The 14614-nt window shown below is 68.8% G+C and carries 16 protein-coding genes and 4 pseudogenes; 2 read left to right on the forward strand and 18 right to left on the reverse strand.

The window, feature by feature from the left end; genetic code table 11:
• Positions 1-167: 167 nt before the first annotated feature.
• Both LP418_RS02005 and LP418_RS02010 read left to right on the forward strand, forming a co-directional pair.
• Complete coding sequence (locus tag LP418_RS02005) at positions 168-1271, forward strand: dicarboxylate/amino acid:cation symporter (protein WP_257955036.1); 1104 nt, start codon at positions 168-170, stop codon at positions 1269-1271.
• Positions 1178-1468, forward strand: coding sequence for a dicarboxylate/amino acid:cation symporter (locus tag LP418_RS02010; RefSeq protein ID WP_257955037.1), 291 nt, complete (start codon positions 1178-1180; stop codon positions 1466-1468). Before LP418_RS02005 ends, LP418_RS02010 begins: the two co-directional genes overlap by 94 nt.
• A gap of 196 nt (positions 1469-1664) precedes the next feature.
• Here the strand turns inward: LP418_RS02010 and LP418_RS32130 are convergent.
• From LP418_RS32130 to LP418_RS02090, 18 genes and pseudogenes are all read right to left on the reverse strand, one after another.
• Positions 1665-2123 (reverse strand): annotated as a pseudogene (locus tag LP418_RS32130) (IclR family transcriptional regulator domain-containing protein); the annotation flags it as partial.
• Positions 2066-2242, reverse strand: a pseudogene (locus LP418_RS32135) (helix-turn-helix domain-containing protein); the annotation flags it as partial. The pseudogenes LP418_RS32135 and LP418_RS32130, both read right to left, overlap by 58 nt.
• 1 nt (position 2243) lies before the next feature.
• Positions 2244-3638, reverse strand: coding sequence for an 8-oxoguanine deaminase (locus LP418_RS02020; protein WP_257955039.1), 1395 nt, complete (start codon positions 3636-3638; stop codon positions 2244-2246).
• A 142-nt stretch (positions 3639-3780) separates the two neighbouring features.
• Positions 3781-4170, reverse strand: a complete 390-nt coding sequence (locus LP418_RS02025) for a solute carrier family 23 protein (RefSeq protein ID WP_257955040.1) — start codon at positions 4168-4170, stop codon at positions 3781-3783.
• The gene (locus tag LP418_RS02030) at positions 4164-5171 is read right to left on the reverse strand and encodes a solute carrier family 23 protein (RefSeq protein ID WP_257955041.1); all 1008 of its coding nucleotides are present in this window, start codon (positions 5169-5171) and stop codon (positions 4164-4166) included. Before LP418_RS02030 ends, LP418_RS02025 begins: the two co-directional genes overlap by 7 nt.
• Positions 5172-5203: 32 nt before the next feature.
• Entirely contained in the window at positions 5204-6124 is a 921-nt protein-coding gene (gene pucL, locus LP418_RS02035; RefSeq protein WP_257955042.1) for a factor-independent urate hydroxylase, read from the reverse strand.
• 5 nt (positions 6125-6129) lie between these two features.
• Positions 6130-6465 carry a hydroxyisourate hydrolase gene (gene uraH / locus LP418_RS02040; protein ID WP_257955043.1) on the reverse strand — a complete coding sequence of 112 codons (336 nt, stop codon included), beginning with the start codon at positions 6463-6465 and terminating at the stop codon, positions 6130-6132.
• A complete protein-coding gene (locus LP418_RS02045) occupies positions 6462-6836 on the reverse strand; it encodes a 2-oxo-4-hydroxy-4-carboxy-5-ureidoimidazoline decarboxylase (RefSeq protein ID WP_257955044.1) in 375 nt (124 codons plus the stop codon). Before LP418_RS02045 ends, uraH begins: the two co-directional genes overlap by 4 nt.
• Positions 6837-7063: 227 nt before the next feature.
• Positions 7064-7222 (reverse strand): helix-turn-helix domain-containing protein, encoded by a 159-nt coding sequence (locus LP418_RS02050; protein WP_257955045.1) that lies wholly within the window; start codon positions 7220-7222, stop codon positions 7064-7066.
• 204 nt (positions 7223-7426) lie between these two features.
• Positions 7427-7663 carry a hypothetical protein gene (locus tag LP418_RS02055; RefSeq protein WP_257955046.1) on the reverse strand — a complete coding sequence of 79 codons (237 nt, stop codon included), beginning with the start codon at positions 7661-7663 and terminating at the stop codon, positions 7427-7429.
• A gap of 64 nt (positions 7664-7727) precedes the next feature.
• Complete coding sequence (locus tag LP418_RS02060; protein ID WP_336276009.1) at positions 7728-9173, reverse strand: NCS1 family nucleobase:cation symporter-1; 1446 nt, start codon at positions 9171-9173, stop codon at positions 7728-7730.
• 76 nt (positions 9174-9249) lie between these two features.
• Positions 9250-9399: a hypothetical protein gene (locus LP418_RS02065; protein WP_257955047.1), complete on the reverse strand. Its 150-nt coding sequence runs from the start codon at positions 9397-9399 to the stop codon at positions 9250-9252.
• Positions 9400-9421: 22 nt separating this feature from the next.
• Positions 9422-9985, reverse strand: coding sequence for an aspartate/glutamate racemase family protein (locus tag LP418_RS02070; protein WP_257955048.1), 564 nt, complete (start codon positions 9983-9985; stop codon positions 9422-9424).
• 188 nt (positions 9986-10173) lie between these two features.
• A complete protein-coding gene (locus tag LP418_RS32140) occupies positions 10174-10611 on the reverse strand; it encodes a DUF6986 family protein (RefSeq protein WP_442940213.1) in 438 nt (145 codons plus the stop codon).
• Positions 10574-11440 (reverse strand): annotated as a pseudogene (locus LP418_RS02075) (DUF6986 family protein); the annotation flags it as partial. The gene LP418_RS32140 and the pseudogene LP418_RS02075, both read right to left, overlap by 38 nt.
• Positions 11437-12744 carry a malate synthase A gene (gene aceB / locus LP418_RS02080; RefSeq protein ID WP_257955050.1) on the reverse strand — a complete coding sequence of 436 codons (1308 nt, stop codon included), beginning with the start codon at positions 12742-12744 and terminating at the stop codon, positions 11437-11439. The pseudogene LP418_RS02075 and the gene aceB, both read right to left, overlap by 4 nt.
• Positions 12745-12895: 151 nt before the next feature.
• A pseudogene (locus tag LP418_RS32145) lies at positions 12896-13054 on the reverse strand (hypothetical protein); the annotation flags it as partial.
• Positions 13055-13205: 151 nt separating this feature from the next.
• Complete coding sequence (locus LP418_RS02090; protein ID WP_442940086.1) at positions 13206-14282, reverse strand: NAD(P)-dependent malic enzyme; 1077 nt, start codon at positions 14280-14282, stop codon at positions 13206-13208.
• Positions 14283-14614: the final 332 nt, after the last annotated feature.

Here is a 14614-nt window from a genome sequence, read left to right on the forward strand (position 1 = left end):
TTTTCAGAAACTTCCTTCCACATCGTGGAAATTCCGGCTTCATGGAATGGAGTGCTCATCGTGTCGAAGTCAGTGGGACTTGGGTCACGGCTCGACGCTTGATCACACTGCAGTTCGCGAGCAAACCCTTGCTGCCCCGCAGGGGCGGCTCATCGCCGGAGGCTCGCATGAAAGCACTGAAGCAACCCGCGCTGCAGATCGGAGTCGCAGCAATCGCCGGCATCGTCTTCGGGCTGGTCGTCGGTGACTGGGCAATAAATCTGAAGTTCGTCGGCGACATGTTCATCCGGCTCATCCAGATGGCGATCGTGCCCCCGGTGATGGCCTCCGTCATCGTGGCCACCGGCGCGATGTCCGGCGCGGGGATGGGCAAGATGGCCGGCCGGACCTTCGCCCGGATGCTCGGGCTGTCGGGTGTCGCCGCCGCTGTCGCCCGGGGGCTCAGTTCGATCATTCAGCCCGGCGGGGGCATGGTCTTCGAAGGCGAGGTCGACCCCGCGCTGGAGGCGTCTGCGGCCGCCGCGACGGGATGGCAGGAGACCCTGCTCGGCTTCGTGAGCACCAACATCTTCGAGGCGATGTCCACCGCCTCGATGGTGCCGATCATCGTCTTCTCCCTCCTCTTCGGTGCGGCGCTCAGGGTCCATGTCAGCCGCACTCAGGACACGCTCGTGCTCCGCTTCCTCGAGCAGGTCCAGCAGGTCGTCCTCACCCTGATCCGGATGGTCATGTACATCGCCCCGGTGGGCGTGTTCTGCCTGCTGGCCGCGCTCGCCGGGGACATCGGGTTCTCCGTCGTTACCACGGCGCTGAGCTACCTCGGCACGACGCTGCTGGGCGTGGTCATTCTGTTCCTGCTCTTCGTGGGCATCACCGCCTCGATCACGCGCCTCAACCCGTTGAAGCTGCCTGCCAAGCTCGCCGAGCAGACCGCGATCGCGGTCACCACCACGAGCTCGGCGGTGACCTTCCCGACCGTGCTGAAGAACACCGTCGAGAAGGTCGGCGTCTCGCAGCGGGTGGCCAACTTCACGCTCTCCGTCGGACTCACGATGGGCTCCTACGGCGCCGTGCTCAACTACATGATCGTCGTCATGTTCCTCGCCCAGAGGCAGGCAACGTGGAACTCACGCTCGGTCAGATCGCCATGGGAATGGGGCTCGCGATCCTTCTCAACATGGGCACCATCACCGTTCCGGGCGGGTTCCCGGTCGTGGCGATGTTCCCGGCCACTTCCCTCGGCCTGCCCTTCGAGGCCGTGGGCCTGTTGATCGCCGTCGACTGGTTCACCGGCATCTTCCGCACCTTCCTCAACGTCAACGGAGATACGCTCGTCTCGATGTTGGTCGCTCACGCCGACGATGAGATCGATCGCGACATCTACAACGGAAACCGGACGACGGTCGCAGAGACCTTCGACCTCGCCGAGCACGAAGAGAAGTTCGCCATCGCGGACATGGTCGACTGACCGCGCGGATCCGCACGGCGCCTCGACCAGTCAGCGGCTGCTCACCACCCGGTGCAGCTCGGCTGCGATGACGGACACGCGTTCGCGCGTGACCCGCGCAGGTCGGGCCGGCGACCGCCACGGCGAGCGGGAACGGCGCGGAGGGCACCGGCACGGCGATGCAGCGGGCGCCGTACTCCTCCTCCTCGTCGTCGACCGCATAGCCCAGCCGTCGCGCGTCACGGACGGCGGCAAGCAGCTCGTCAATCGTGCCGAGCGTGTGGGACGTACGCCGCGGAAGCTCGGTGCGCGCCGCGAGTGCCGCCACCTCGTCGTCGGGCAGGAGGGACAGCAGTGCTTTGCCCACGGCCGAGCAGTGCGCCATCGTCCGGCGATGCACCTCGGTCGAGCTGCGCATTGACTGCGAGGACTGGACCTGCGCGACGAACAGGACCGTGTCACCGCACAGCGTCGCCGCGTTCGCGGTCTCCTCGGTGAGCTGGACCAGCTGCTCGAGCCGGTGGAGACCTCCGGGGCGATCGGCAGCATGGCGGCCCCACCGAGCGCAACCAGTCGCGGGCCGAGGCGGTAGCGCCGGTCGGGCCCCTTGTAGAGATAGCCCGCCGTGCACAGCACCCTCAACATCCGGTGGGTCGTGGAGACCGGCAGGCAGCACACGGCAGCGAGCTCGGAGAGGCCGAGCGGCTCGCCCGCGTCGGCGAGGTGCTCGAGCAGGCCGAGCGCACGGCCGACGGACTGGACCGGCCCGCTCGGGGCGGCGGTGGCGACGCTCATGTCAGCCTGCCTTGCGGACCGGGTCGCGCTGGACCCTGCCGACCTGCGCCGCCAGCAGGTCCTCGTCCGGGGTGGCCATGCGTCCCTGCTCGACCACGGGTCGGCCGTTGACCAACAGCAGCTCCAGCGGCGGCGGCGTGCCGAGGACAAGGGCAGCCACCGGGTCATCGATGCCGGCGTGGGCGAGGGTGTCGAGTCGCCAGACGGCCGGGTCCGCGAGCTTGCCGACCTCGAGCGAGCCGATCTCGTCCTCGCGGCCGAGGATCCGGGCACCGTCGAGGGTGGCCATCTCCAGCGCATCGCGGACGCCGAGCGCGCGCGGGCCGCTGCGGGCGCGGGCGAAGAGCACTGCGTGGCGCGCCTCCTCCAGCAGCGATCCCGCCTCGTTGCTGGCGGCGCCGTCGACACCGAGCCCGACCGGCGAACCGGCTTCGCGCAGGTCTGCCGCGCGGGCGATCCCTGCGCCCGGGCGGGCGTTGGAGCTCGGGCAGTGCGCGACACCGGTCGCGGCGGTTCCGAGCCGCTTGACCTCTGCGTCGTCGAAGTGGATGCCGTGGGCGAACCACACGTCGGGGCCTGCCCACCCCAGCTGCTCGGCGTACTCCAAGGGCGTGCAGCCGACCTGCTCCTCGCACCACTCGGCCTCGTCGACGGTTTCGGCGAGATGCGTGTGGAGGCGTACGCCGCGGCGTCGGGCCAACTCGGCGGCGTCTCGCATCAGGCCCTCACTGACCGAGAACGGCGAGCACGGCGCGACCGAGATCCGCAGCATCGAGCCGGGCGACGGGTCGTGCCAGCGCGTGATCGCTTCATCCGTGGCGGCAAGGATCTCGTCGCGATCCCGGACCACGGAATCCGGCGGGAGACCGCCGTCCTTACGGCTGAGGTCCATCGACCCGCGGGCCGGGTGGAACCGCAGCCCCACCTCCCCCGCAGCCGGGATCGACGCGAACAGCGGGTCGCCGCCCTCCCGCGGGAAGACGTAGTGGTGGTCGGCCGCCGTGGTACAACCCGTCAGCGCCAACCGGGACAGCGCGGCCTTGGCGGCCACGTGGACTGACGTCTCGTCGATTCCGGCCCACACCGGGTAGAGCGTGGTGAGCCACTCGAAGAGCGTCGCGTCGGCGGCCAGCCCGCGCGTGACCCACTGGTAGAGGTGCTGGTGGGTGTTGACGAGACCCGGGGTGATCACGCAGCCGCGGCCGTCGATGACCCGGGCTCCGGGGAACGCCGGCGCCCGGCCCGCTCCGACCGCAGTGATCCGGTCGCCCTCCACCACGACATACCCGTCAGCGATCTCGCGCCGCGACCCGTCCATGGTGACGATGGCAGCTCCGTCGATCACGGTGCTGGCAACTGGGCTGGCAACTGGGCTGCCGGAGGGGGTGAGCTGCATTGGCCTGTCTCCCGCTGGTCGTGGGTGGGACTCCAGTGAACTCGCGCCGATCCGACGGGGTAAGTCACCGCAGCCACGAACCGGCAGCCGGTTCCAGGGCGGGCCTTGGAGCATCCTCCAACCCACCCCGCCGGGTCGGCGCTCAGTTGCTGCGGCGGATGTCGTCGTCGAGGCGCTCGCCGAAGTTGTCGCGCTTGTCCTCGGACGCCGCGAAGACCGAGGCGCCGGGCTTGTTGCCGGCGGTGACCTCGTTGAAGAGGTAGTTCAGGACCACCGCGACGATGGCCGTGGCGCTGATGCCGGAGTGCATGATCACGCCGAACGACTCGGGGAACGCGTCCCAGAAAGTCGGGGCGGCGATCGGGATGATGCCGACCGCGACGGCGACCGAGACGATCACCATGTTCAGGTTGTCCTCGTAGTCCACGCGCGACAGGGTGCGGATGCCGCTGGCGGCCACCGAGCCGAAGAGCACGATGCCGGCGCCGCCGAGGACCGGGTAGGGGATGGCCGCGACGACGGCACCTACCACCGGGAGCAGTCCGAGCAGCAGCAGGACAGAAGCCGCCCGTCGCGACGACGTACCTGCTCCGGATGCCGGTCAGCGCGACCAAAGCCGACGTTCTGCGCGAACGCGCTGCAGGGGAAGCTACCGAAGAGCGGCGCCACGGTCGTGGCGGCCATGTCGGCACGCAGCCCCCGGGCGACCCGCTTCGCGTCGACCTCGGTGTCGACGATCTCACCGATCGCCGGGATGTCGGCGGTGGTCTCGGTCATGATCACCAGCATCACCACGGTCATCGACACGATCGCGCCGATCTCGAACGTCGGGGTGCCGAAGTGCAGGATCGCGGGCGCCGCGAACGGACGCGCGTCGCCGACGGCGGAGAAGTCCGCCCTGCCGGCCAGCGCCGCGATCATGGTGCCGACGACGAGACCCAGCAGGATCGAGAGCCGCGACACTGCGCCTGGGAACAGGCGACTGATCACCGGGATGATCAGCAGCGTCAGGCCGGCGAAGCCGATGTTCGCCATCGAGCCGAAGTCCGACGCCGACTCGTCGTTGCCCATCGCCCAGCGGAACGAGACCGGCATCAGGGAGAGCCCGATGACGGTGATCAGGCTGCCGGTCACGACGGCCGGGAACAGTCGCACCAGCTGCGCGAAGAACGACGACAGGACCGGGCCGATCAGGCCTGCGACGATGATCGCGCCGAAGACCGGCCGCAGCCCGTCCTCGCTGGCGATCGCCACCATGGTGGAGACGCTGGCGAAGGAGATGCCCTGCACGATCGGGAGCCTGCTGCCGAACGGACCGAGGCCGAGCGTCTGCAGCAGCGTGGCAAAGCCGGAGACGAACAGCCCTGCAGTGACCAGCAGCGCCATGTCGGAGGCGGACAGCCCGGCGGCACCGCCGACGATCAGGGGCGGCGCGATCACGCCGCCGTACATCGTGAGGATGTGCTGGGTGCCGTAGGCCAGCAGCTGCCCGGGTGGGTGGCGCTGGTCCTCGGGACGTGTGGAGACGGGCACGGTCGTGCGACGACGGATGATCATCGCAAGCCTCAGCAGAAGCCGGGCAGGCCGAGCCGGGCGTTGCCGGCCTCGGTCGCCTCGTCGCGGATCACGGAGGCCTCGATCAGGCCGTAGGGACGATCGGCGGCGATGAACACCTCGCCCGGGTTCTCCAGCCCGAAGGGCGCGAGATCGACGAGGAAGTGGTGCTTGTTGGGCGCGGAGAACTTGATCTCGGCAACCTCCGGGTGCTGCTCGAGCACCGACTCCCCCATCCCGTGCAGGGTCTGCTGCAGGGCGAGGCTGTGGATCTCGGCGAAGCGCTGGAGCAGGAGTGCAAGGACGGATTCGTAGGACTTGTCCCAGTCGACCTCACCGCGGGCGATGAACGCGGCGTCGTAGCGCCAGCGCGCGACCAGCGACGTCGCGAGGATCCGGTCGTGGGTCTCGGGAAGCGTCGTGTACTCGTCCTTGAGGTAGCCGAAGAACTCCGAGCCGGTGGACTTGAGCACGGTGAGGTCCTTGATCCCGGAGATCACGTGCGCGACCCGGTCGTCGCCGCGGCCGTCGACGTTGACCGCGGTGGTGCGGGTGCCGCCGCCGGTGCGCACGAATGCGTGGTCGTGGCCGGAGCCGTCGACCGGAATGCGGTCCCGGGCGTACTCCTCGACCTCGACCTTGGCGCCGTCGGCGGCGGGGGTCGCGTCGATGAAGCGGTCGGCGAGGGCGAGCGCGAAGTCCTCGATCGCGTCGACCCCCTTCTCCTTGGCGAAGGCGAAGGCGGTGTTCTTCTGGGTGTCTGTGGGCAGCACGTCGCCCCGGTCGCCGCTGATGTGCGCGTCCTCGAACCGGCCGCGCAGGGCGGACGAGACGTTCAGGTCGCGGATCTGGTGGCGCGGGGTGTCGCGGTAGATGCGAACGACGCGGCTCTCGGCCTTGCCGTACTGGTTGGGGCCCGGGCGGATGGCCATGGGGATCAACTCCCTCGGTAGGTGGAATAGGCGAACGGGCTGAGCAGAAGTGGAACGTGGTGGTGCAGGGTCGCGTCGGTCAGCGCGAAGGTGAGGCCGACCTCAGGGAAGAAGCAGGCCTGACCGGTCGCGGAGGCGTACGCCGCAACGTCGAAGACCAGCCGGTAGGTGCCCGGTTCGACCCGGTCGGGTCCGAGATCGCGGACGCGTCCGTCCTCGTCGGTCGCGGCCTCGGCGAGGACGACGACCCGGTCGCCGTCGAGATGCTCGAGTCGGAGACGTACGCCGCCGGCCGGGCGCCCGTGGGCGGTGTCGAGGACGTGGGTGGTGACGGCGCTCATGAGTCGAGCACCTTGCGGAGACGGAGCAGCGCGATCTTGCGCAGCTCCTCGGTGACCACGGCCTGTTCGATCGCGTCGTCGTGCCCGAGCCGGGCCCGCAGGGAGGCCGGGATCTCGGCGCCGGACAGGCCGGTGGCACAGATCAGGAAGACCCGACCGAAGCGGTCCTCGTAGGCCCGGTTGCCCTCCGCCAGCGCCTGCTCCGTGTCGGTGTCACGGGAGACGTCGGCCTGCTCGGCCCGGGACCGGGAGGCCTCGGTGCCGGCGCCCTCGGCCCGCTCGCCGATCCGCGGGTGGGCGGCGAGTGCGCGGTCGACGTCGGCGGCATTGAACGCCGTGGGCTGCCCGGTCCGCAGTCGCCTCGAGGTCATCGAGGTCGGCGTACGGCCGGCCGGCCAGAACCGCGTCGGTCCGGGCAGGGACGTCGGCGCACGCGAGCAGCCGTGGGCGCAGGGCGTCCGCCCACAGGGTGTTGAGCTCGTCCAGCGTCACGGTCCACCAACTTTCGTGATACGGAATGTGTTTTCCGTCACGCAAGCGTGGCATGGCCCTTCGAGAACGTCAACAGTTTGTTGAAGACTTTGTTGAAGACTCCGGTTCAGCGCGTCCGGTTCAGGTAGTTGTAGACGGTGAAGCGGCTGACCCCGATCGCCTCGGCGATGGTCTCGGCCGAGCGGCGGTAGGTGAATGCCCCCGCTCCTCCAACATCCGGACTGCGCGCTGCTTGTCGGCGCGCGCCGGTCTGCCAGCGGTGCACCCATCTCCTCCGCGACCTCGTCGATCAGGGCGGTCAGCGTCCCCGTCGCCTCCCCGGCGGACGCGAGCCGCACGCCAGCCAGCGTCTCGCCCTCCCACACAAGAGGCACGTCGTCCGGCCGGAGCCGCGCGGGCTCGACCAGCTCTGCGTCGATTCTGGCCAACAACGCAGTGACCGCCTCGAGCAAGGGGTGCCGCTCAATCATCAGCGGGCTCGACCTGCAGGCTGAACCGGGTGGCGCCATGTTCCAGAGCAGCCCGGAGGACGTCGGCCGGGGGCGGGCACGAGGTCTTCGGCGTCCCCTCGGACAGTGGTGCCGAGGGGGCCGAACTCGCAGTCGAGTCCGGCCTCCTCGGCAGCCCGAAGAGCGGCCGCCGCGTGTGCAGGTGGCTCGCCCTCCCCGTGGAAGGGCTCGGTGGTGAACTCGGCGACCGGGCGCATGGAAGCAGGCTACCCAGAAGGACCCGTGGCCCGATCCGGGCCACGGGTCCTCACAGGCAAGGGATCAGACTTCGACCAGCGTCTTGGGCGTGACAGGGACCCGGCCGCGAGTGACGATCCTGTAGGCAACCGCACCCGGGGCGCACCCGATGAACCAGCCGAACGGAGCCACCGGCGAGAACACCGGAACGAGCGCGAACATCAGCGCAATGACCGCCGAGGGCACGAACGCGATGATCGCCTGCGGGTTCACGCCGTCCTTGTAGTAGTACGCCGACCGCGGCGTCGGGTCGTACATGTCCGGGATACTGAACCGGCCCTTGCGGAACAGGAAGTAGTCGACCGCCATGATCCCGAAGAAGGGCCCGAGCAGCGCACCCAAGCCGCCGAGGAAGTAGGCGATGATCTCCGGGCTGCTGTAGAGGTTCCACGGCATGGAGACCAGAGCCGGGCACGACGTGATGATCCCGCCCGTCTTGAAGCTGATTCGCTTCGGGTTCACGTTGGAGATGTCGTACGCAGCGGACACGAAGTTGGCCACGATATTCACGCCGATGGTGGCCAGCACGAAGACAAAGGTGCCAACCAGGACCACGAAGTCGTTCTCGAACTTCTCCAGCAGGACGGCCGGGTCGAGCACGGCCTCGCCGTACACCTTCACCGACGCGGCGGAGATGATCACCGAGGTCAGCGCGAACGCCGTCCAGTTGAACGGCAGTCCCCACGCGTTCCCCTTGACCACGGACTCACGGGACGGGGAGTAGCGGGCAAAGTCGGAAAAGTTCAGCATCAGGGTGGCGAGCACGCCCACCGTCAGGCCAACGGCCGCGAAGGTCTTGTACCAGCTCTCACCGGTGCTGAGCGGGTCACCACCACCACCCTGCGTCCACGAGATGTCCCAGCCTGCCTGCGCGTACATCCAGATCGCGAGCACGATCATGACCGCCCAGATTCCGGGCCCTGCCCAGCCCCGGAAGTGGCGGACCGCCTCCATGCCCTTGGCCACCACGGCCATCTGAACCGCCCAGAGCAGCAGGAACGCCAGCCAGCCGAGGAGGTCCATGCCTAGGAACGACTGTTCCACGAGCGACTCGGTGCCCGGGATGAATCGCAGCAGGAGCACTTTGAGCGCGATCGAGGCGAGGAAGGTCTGGATGCCGTACCGGGCGATCGCGACCGTGCCCCGGACCAGCGCCGGGAAGTTGGCGCCCCAGATGCCCCGGGCGAGGCGACTGACAACGGGGTAGGGCGTACCCGTGTCGTGCCCCATGAAGCCAGACATGCAGCAGCCGCCGAAGATGATCAGGGCGCCGCCGAGGATCCCGAGAGTTACCCGGATCGGGCTGAGCCCGAGGAGGAAGAGACCGGCCGCGAAGCTGTAGTTGCCGGCGTTGTGCGCGTCGTTCATCCACAGCGAGAAGAGGCTGAACGTGTTCCACTGCCGCTCGTGCGGCTCGGCCGGCTTGAGGTCCTCGTTGTAGAGGCGACCGTTGGGATCCCGGGCGATCAGCGGCCCCGGTCGATGGGGAGATGCTGGGTCATTGTTGACTCCGGGTGTTGGGCGGGATGATGAAGGACCGGTGGGCTCAGGCCCCGGGTGAGGGTGTGAGTGGCCAGCCGGTGACCCGCTTGGTGCGCGGCGCGGCGTAGGTCCGGATCTTGCTGGTGGACAACCGCAGCCCGATCAGGGCCTCGGCGAGCTTGGTGGCGGCGGTGACCCCGTCGACGACGGGCACGCCGGTCGCGGCGCCGACGGCCTCAGGCCGAGCCGGCCATGCCGCCGCAGCCGAGGCAGAGGACCTCGGCCTTGTCCTCATGGACCGCGCGCTGGGCCTCTGCGACGATCGCCTTGACGGCCACGCCGGGGTTGTCCTCGAGCTCGAGGACCGACAGCCCGCTGGAGCGGACGGAGGCGCAACGAGCATCGAGGCCGGCCAGCTTGAGCCGGTCCTCGATCAGCGGCACCGTGCGGTCAAGTGTGGTGACGACGGAGAACTTGTGGCCGATCAGGGAGGCGACGTGGCCCGCTGCTTCGGTGATGTCGACAACCGGGACGTCGAGGAGCTCCCGGAGCCCCTCGCGGCCGTGCTCGCCGAAGCCGGCCTGCACCACGGCGTCGTATTCACCCTCGTAGCGGGCGACGGCATCCATCACGCCAACCGCAGCGAGATAGCTGTCGAAGTTGCCCTCGCAGGACTCTGGCCCGAACGACGGCGTGAGGCCGAGGATCTCGGTTCCGGGAGAGGCCACCGACCGGGCCGACGCGACGATCGCGTCGGTCATCGAGGCGGTCGTGTTGACGTTGACGACGAGAATCTTCATCGTTCGATTCCACACTTTCCGCTAGTTTCCGCATCATGGAATATTCTTTCCACGTGTTGAATAGTGTGCGCTTGCTCACACGCGGCTGTCAAGGGTTCGAGGGACATCTGGCCGAATCCGAGGCACCAAATGCAGAGCGCCCGCCCAACCGGACGGAGGTCCGGGAGGGCGGGCGTTCAGTGGGGTCGTCAGGCCGGCGTCGGTCGCTTCGCCAAGCGGGCGAGATCCGCAACCTCCACCTTGATCAGCTCGTCGATCTCGGCCGGCGTCACGGCACCGCACTCAAGACCGCGGAGCACGAACCCGGCGAGCGCGGCAGCGGTCGCCGGCTCGTCGAGATAGCCAGAGTCGCCGCCGTGCACGTAGGCGCGGAGGCGGGCCGCGGCCGTGGGCAGGCCCTCTCGGTAGAAGGCGTACGTCGCCACGAACCGGCTCGGCAGCTGGGCCGGGTGCAGGTCCCAGCCCCAGTAGATGCCGCGCGACAGCGAGCGTCGTACCAACCGGACGTGCAGGCGCCGGGCCGAGCGGAACCGCGTCGCGGTCGCCCACGGGCAGGATGTTGGTCGAGCCGTCCGAGATGAACACGCCGGTGCCGGCGGCAGCGACCTGCATGACGTCCTTGGCATGGTCGGCGGCGGGGTGCTCCATGCTCTGGTAGGCCGCAGCGACGCCCAGCGAGGCGGAGTAGTCGTAGGTCCCGTAGTGCAGGCCCGTCACCCGTCGCCCGCCTGCGTGGATCATCTTCGCCACGAGGGCAGAGCCATCGGGACCGAGGATGGACTGCGGCGTCTCGATCTGGATCTCGAAGAGCAGGGTCCCTGTGGCGATCCCGTGGGCGCGCTCGATCGTCTCGAGCGCAGTCACCATCGCCTCGACCTGGTCCACCGACGTCACCTTGGGCAGGGTGATGACGAACCCGTCGGTGACGGCGTCGGCGTCGGCGAGCTCGCCGACGAACAGGCCGAGCGTGCGCAGACCGCGTCGACGCGTCGGCGCCTCGAACGACTTGATCCTGATCCCGTGGTACGGCGACGCGTTGCCCGCCTTCACGCTGCTGGCCGGGGCACGGGCCGCGGCGATCACGGCGGCGTCCTCCCGGTCGTCGGGCCGGTTGCCGTAGCCGTCTTCGAAGTCGATGCGCAGGTCCTCGATCGGCTCCCGCTCGAGCTTGGCGCGGACCCGGTCGTAGACCTCGACGGCCGAGCTCGGGCGCAGCTCGAGCGCCTCGGCCAGCTCCATCACGGACCGACCGTGCTGGGACAGGACGTCGCGAGCCCCGGCACCCCACGTGGCGATCGTGTCGGCGTCGTACTTGTCGCCGGGGACGTAGACGGTGTGCACCGGTTGACGGGTCCCACGATCACCCGGATAGTTGTCGACCAGCTCGGCGTCGGCCGCGGCCAGTCGCTGGTCGAGCTCGTCGGCCAGCGCGCTCAGGGCGTCGTGCGCGCTCATGCCGAGACCACTGCGGCGTACGCCGGAAGGGTGAGGAAGTCGATGAAGTCGTCGGCTAGCGCGACCTCCTCGAACAGGGTGCGGGCGTCGGCGAACCGGTGCTCGGTGCCGTTGGCGGCCGCAAGGATGCGGGCCTGCTCCCGGTCGAGCACTTCTCGAACGAGAGTTGACGTGATCACGGTGCCGTCCTCCAACGTTGACTCATTGTGGACCCACTGCCAGATCTGGGAGCGGGAGATCTCGGCCGTGGCCGCGTCCTCCATGAGGTTGTGGATGCCGACGGCACCCAGTCCGCGGAGCCAGGCCTCGAGGTAGAGCAGCGCCACCTCGACGTTGCTGTGCAGACCTTCTCGCGTCACTCGGCACGGGGTGGCCTTGAGGTCGAGCAGATCGGCGGCGGTGACGGTCACGTCGTGGATCCGGTCGACCTGGTTGGGCCGGTCGCCGAGCACGCCGTCGAAGACCTCGCGACAGATCGGGACGAGGTCAGGGTGGGCGACCCACGAGCCGTCGAAGCCGTCGCCGGCCTCGCGCTCCTTGTCCTCGCGGACCTTGGCAAAGGCCTTGGCATTCACGTCCTCATCCTTGCGGCTGGGGATGAAGGCCGCCATGCCGCCGATCGCGTGCGCGCCGCGGCGGTGACACGTCTGAACCAGCAGTTGGGCGTAGGCCCGCATGAACGGCGCGGTCATGGTCACCGCGCTCCGGTCGGGCAGCACGAAGTCGGGACCCGAGTCACGGAAGTACTTGATGATGCTGAAGAGGTAGTCCCAGCGGCCGGCGTTGAGTCCGGAGGCGTGCTCGCGCAGCTCGTAGAGGATCTCGTCCATCTCGAACGCGGCCGGGATGGTCTCGATCAGCACCGTGGCGCGGACGGTTCCGTGCGGAATCCCCAGCTCTGCACGGGCAAACGTGAACACGTCGTTCCACAATCGGGCCTCGAGGTGGCTCTCGGTCTTCGGCAGGTAGAAGTACGGACCGCTCCCCCGCGCAATGAGCTCGGCGGCGTTGTGGAAGAAGTAGAGGCCGAAGTCGACCGGGGCGCCGACCACCGGCTCGCCGTCGACGAGGAGATGCTGGTCGTCGAAGTGCCAGCCGCGCGGACGCACCACGATGGTGGCCAACGGCTGGTCGTCGCGCAGCTCGTAGGTCTTGCCCCAGGGCGACGTGAACGAGATCTGGCGACGGATGGCGTCGTACAGGCTCACCCGGCCGCCGACCACGTTGCTCCAGTGCGGGGTGCTGGCGTCCTCCATGTCGGCCAGCCACACGCGGGCGCCGGAGTTGAGGGCGTTGATCGTCATCTTGCGATCGGTCGGGCCAGTGATCTCGACGCGACGATCCAGGGAGATCGGCCGGCGCTGGTGTGACGCTCCAGTCGCCACTGCGCACGTCCGCGGTCTCCGGCAGGAAGTCGAGCTTGCCCGTGCGCGACACCTCGTCGCGCCGCACCCGGCGCGCGGCCGGGAGCTCGTCGCGCCGAGCGCCGAACCGGCGCTGCAGTGCGGCAACAAAGGCCAGCGCCTCAGGCGTGAGGATGCGTTCGGCGCCGACGACGTGCTCCCCCGCCACCTCGATGCTGCCGGACTCCTGCATGACTGCTCCCTCACTCATCGAGACACCAAATCTTCCTGTGCGAATTCTTCCTGTGCGACTGACTCTTGTTCCACGACTGGCTTCGTCCGGGTTGCCGCGGCCTGCACACCTGCCGCAACGGCGGGTGCGACTGCGGGGTCGAACACGGACGGGACGATGTAGCTCGCATTCAGCTGGTCGGGGGTGGACGCAGTCCGCGATGGCGAGCCGCGGCGAGCATGACCTCGTCGGTGATCTCGCGTGCGGCCGCGTCCAGCATGCCCCGGAACAGGCCGGGGAAGGCCAGCACGTTGTTGATCTGGTTGGGGTAGTCCGAGCGCCCGGTCGCGACGATGGCCGCGTGCTTGCCGGCGGCCACGGGATCGACCTCGGGGTCGGGGTTGGCGAGCGCGAAGACGATCGCGTCGTCGGCCATGGTCGAGATGTCGGCGCCGTCGAGCAGGTTGGGCGCCGATACGCCGACGAAGACGTCGGCTCCGGCCATGGCCTCCTTGAGGCCGCCAGTGAAGTCGTCGGGGTTGGTGTTGTCGGCGACCCAACGACGCGCGGGGTCGAGGTCCTGCAGACCACGGTGTACGGCGCCGTGCCGGTCGCACGCGACGATGTGCCGTGCGCCCCGGGCGTGGAGGAGCTGGATGATCGCGTTGCCGGCCGCACCCACCCCGCTCACCACGATCCGGACCTGGTCGAGGTCCTTGCCGACCACGCGCAACGCGTTGGTCAGGGCGGCGAGCACGACGATCGCCGTACCGTGCTGGTCGTCGTGGAAGACCGGGATGTCGAGCTCGTCGCGGAGCCGGCGCTCGATCTCGAAGCACCGCGGTGCCGCGATGTCCTCGAGGTTGATGCCGCCGTAGGAGACCGCGATCGCCTTGACGATCATGATGATCTCTTCGGTGTCCCGGGTGTCGAGGCAGACCGGCCGGGCGTCGACGTCGGCGAACTGCTTGAACAGCGCCGCCTTGCCCTCCATGACGGGGAGCGCGGCGCCGGGGCCGATGTTGCCGAGGCCGAGCACGGCGGAACCGTCCGTCACCACGGCGACGGTGTTGCGCTTGATCGTGAGCCGTCGCAGGTCCTCGGGGTTCTCGGCGATCGCGAGGCACACGCGCGCCACACCGGGGGTGTAGGCGCGGGACAGATCGTCGCGGTTCTTGAGTGGCACCTTGGGGACGACCTCGAGCTTGCCCCCGAGGTGCATCAGGAAGGTGCGGTCGCTGACCTTGCGCACGCTGACGCCGGACACCCCCGCCAATGCTCGGGTGATGGCGTCGACGTGCGCGGCGTCGATGGCGTCGCAGGTGAGGTCGACGACGAGCTGGTCGGCGTGAGACTCGACGACGTCGAGCGCGGTGACCGCTCCCCCGCCGCGGCAACGGCAGCCACGAGACTGCCGGTGGCACCCGAGGAGGAAGGAGTGTCCACACGGACGGTGACGGCATAGCCAGGACTGGGAGTACCCAAGGTTCTCGACCTCTCAAAGCGGCGTAATTTCGTATTGTGGATACTAGTATCTACGTTGTGGAAGTGCAAGGGTGCTCCACGCCTGCGGTTCGCTCCTGCAGTTCTTCTGGGTGG

Origin of the sequence: Nocardioides sp. B-3, assembly GCF_024703895.1 — a bacterium.
Taxonomy (GTDB): Bacteria; Actinomycetota; Actinomycetes; order Propionibacteriales; family Nocardioidaceae; genus Nocardioides.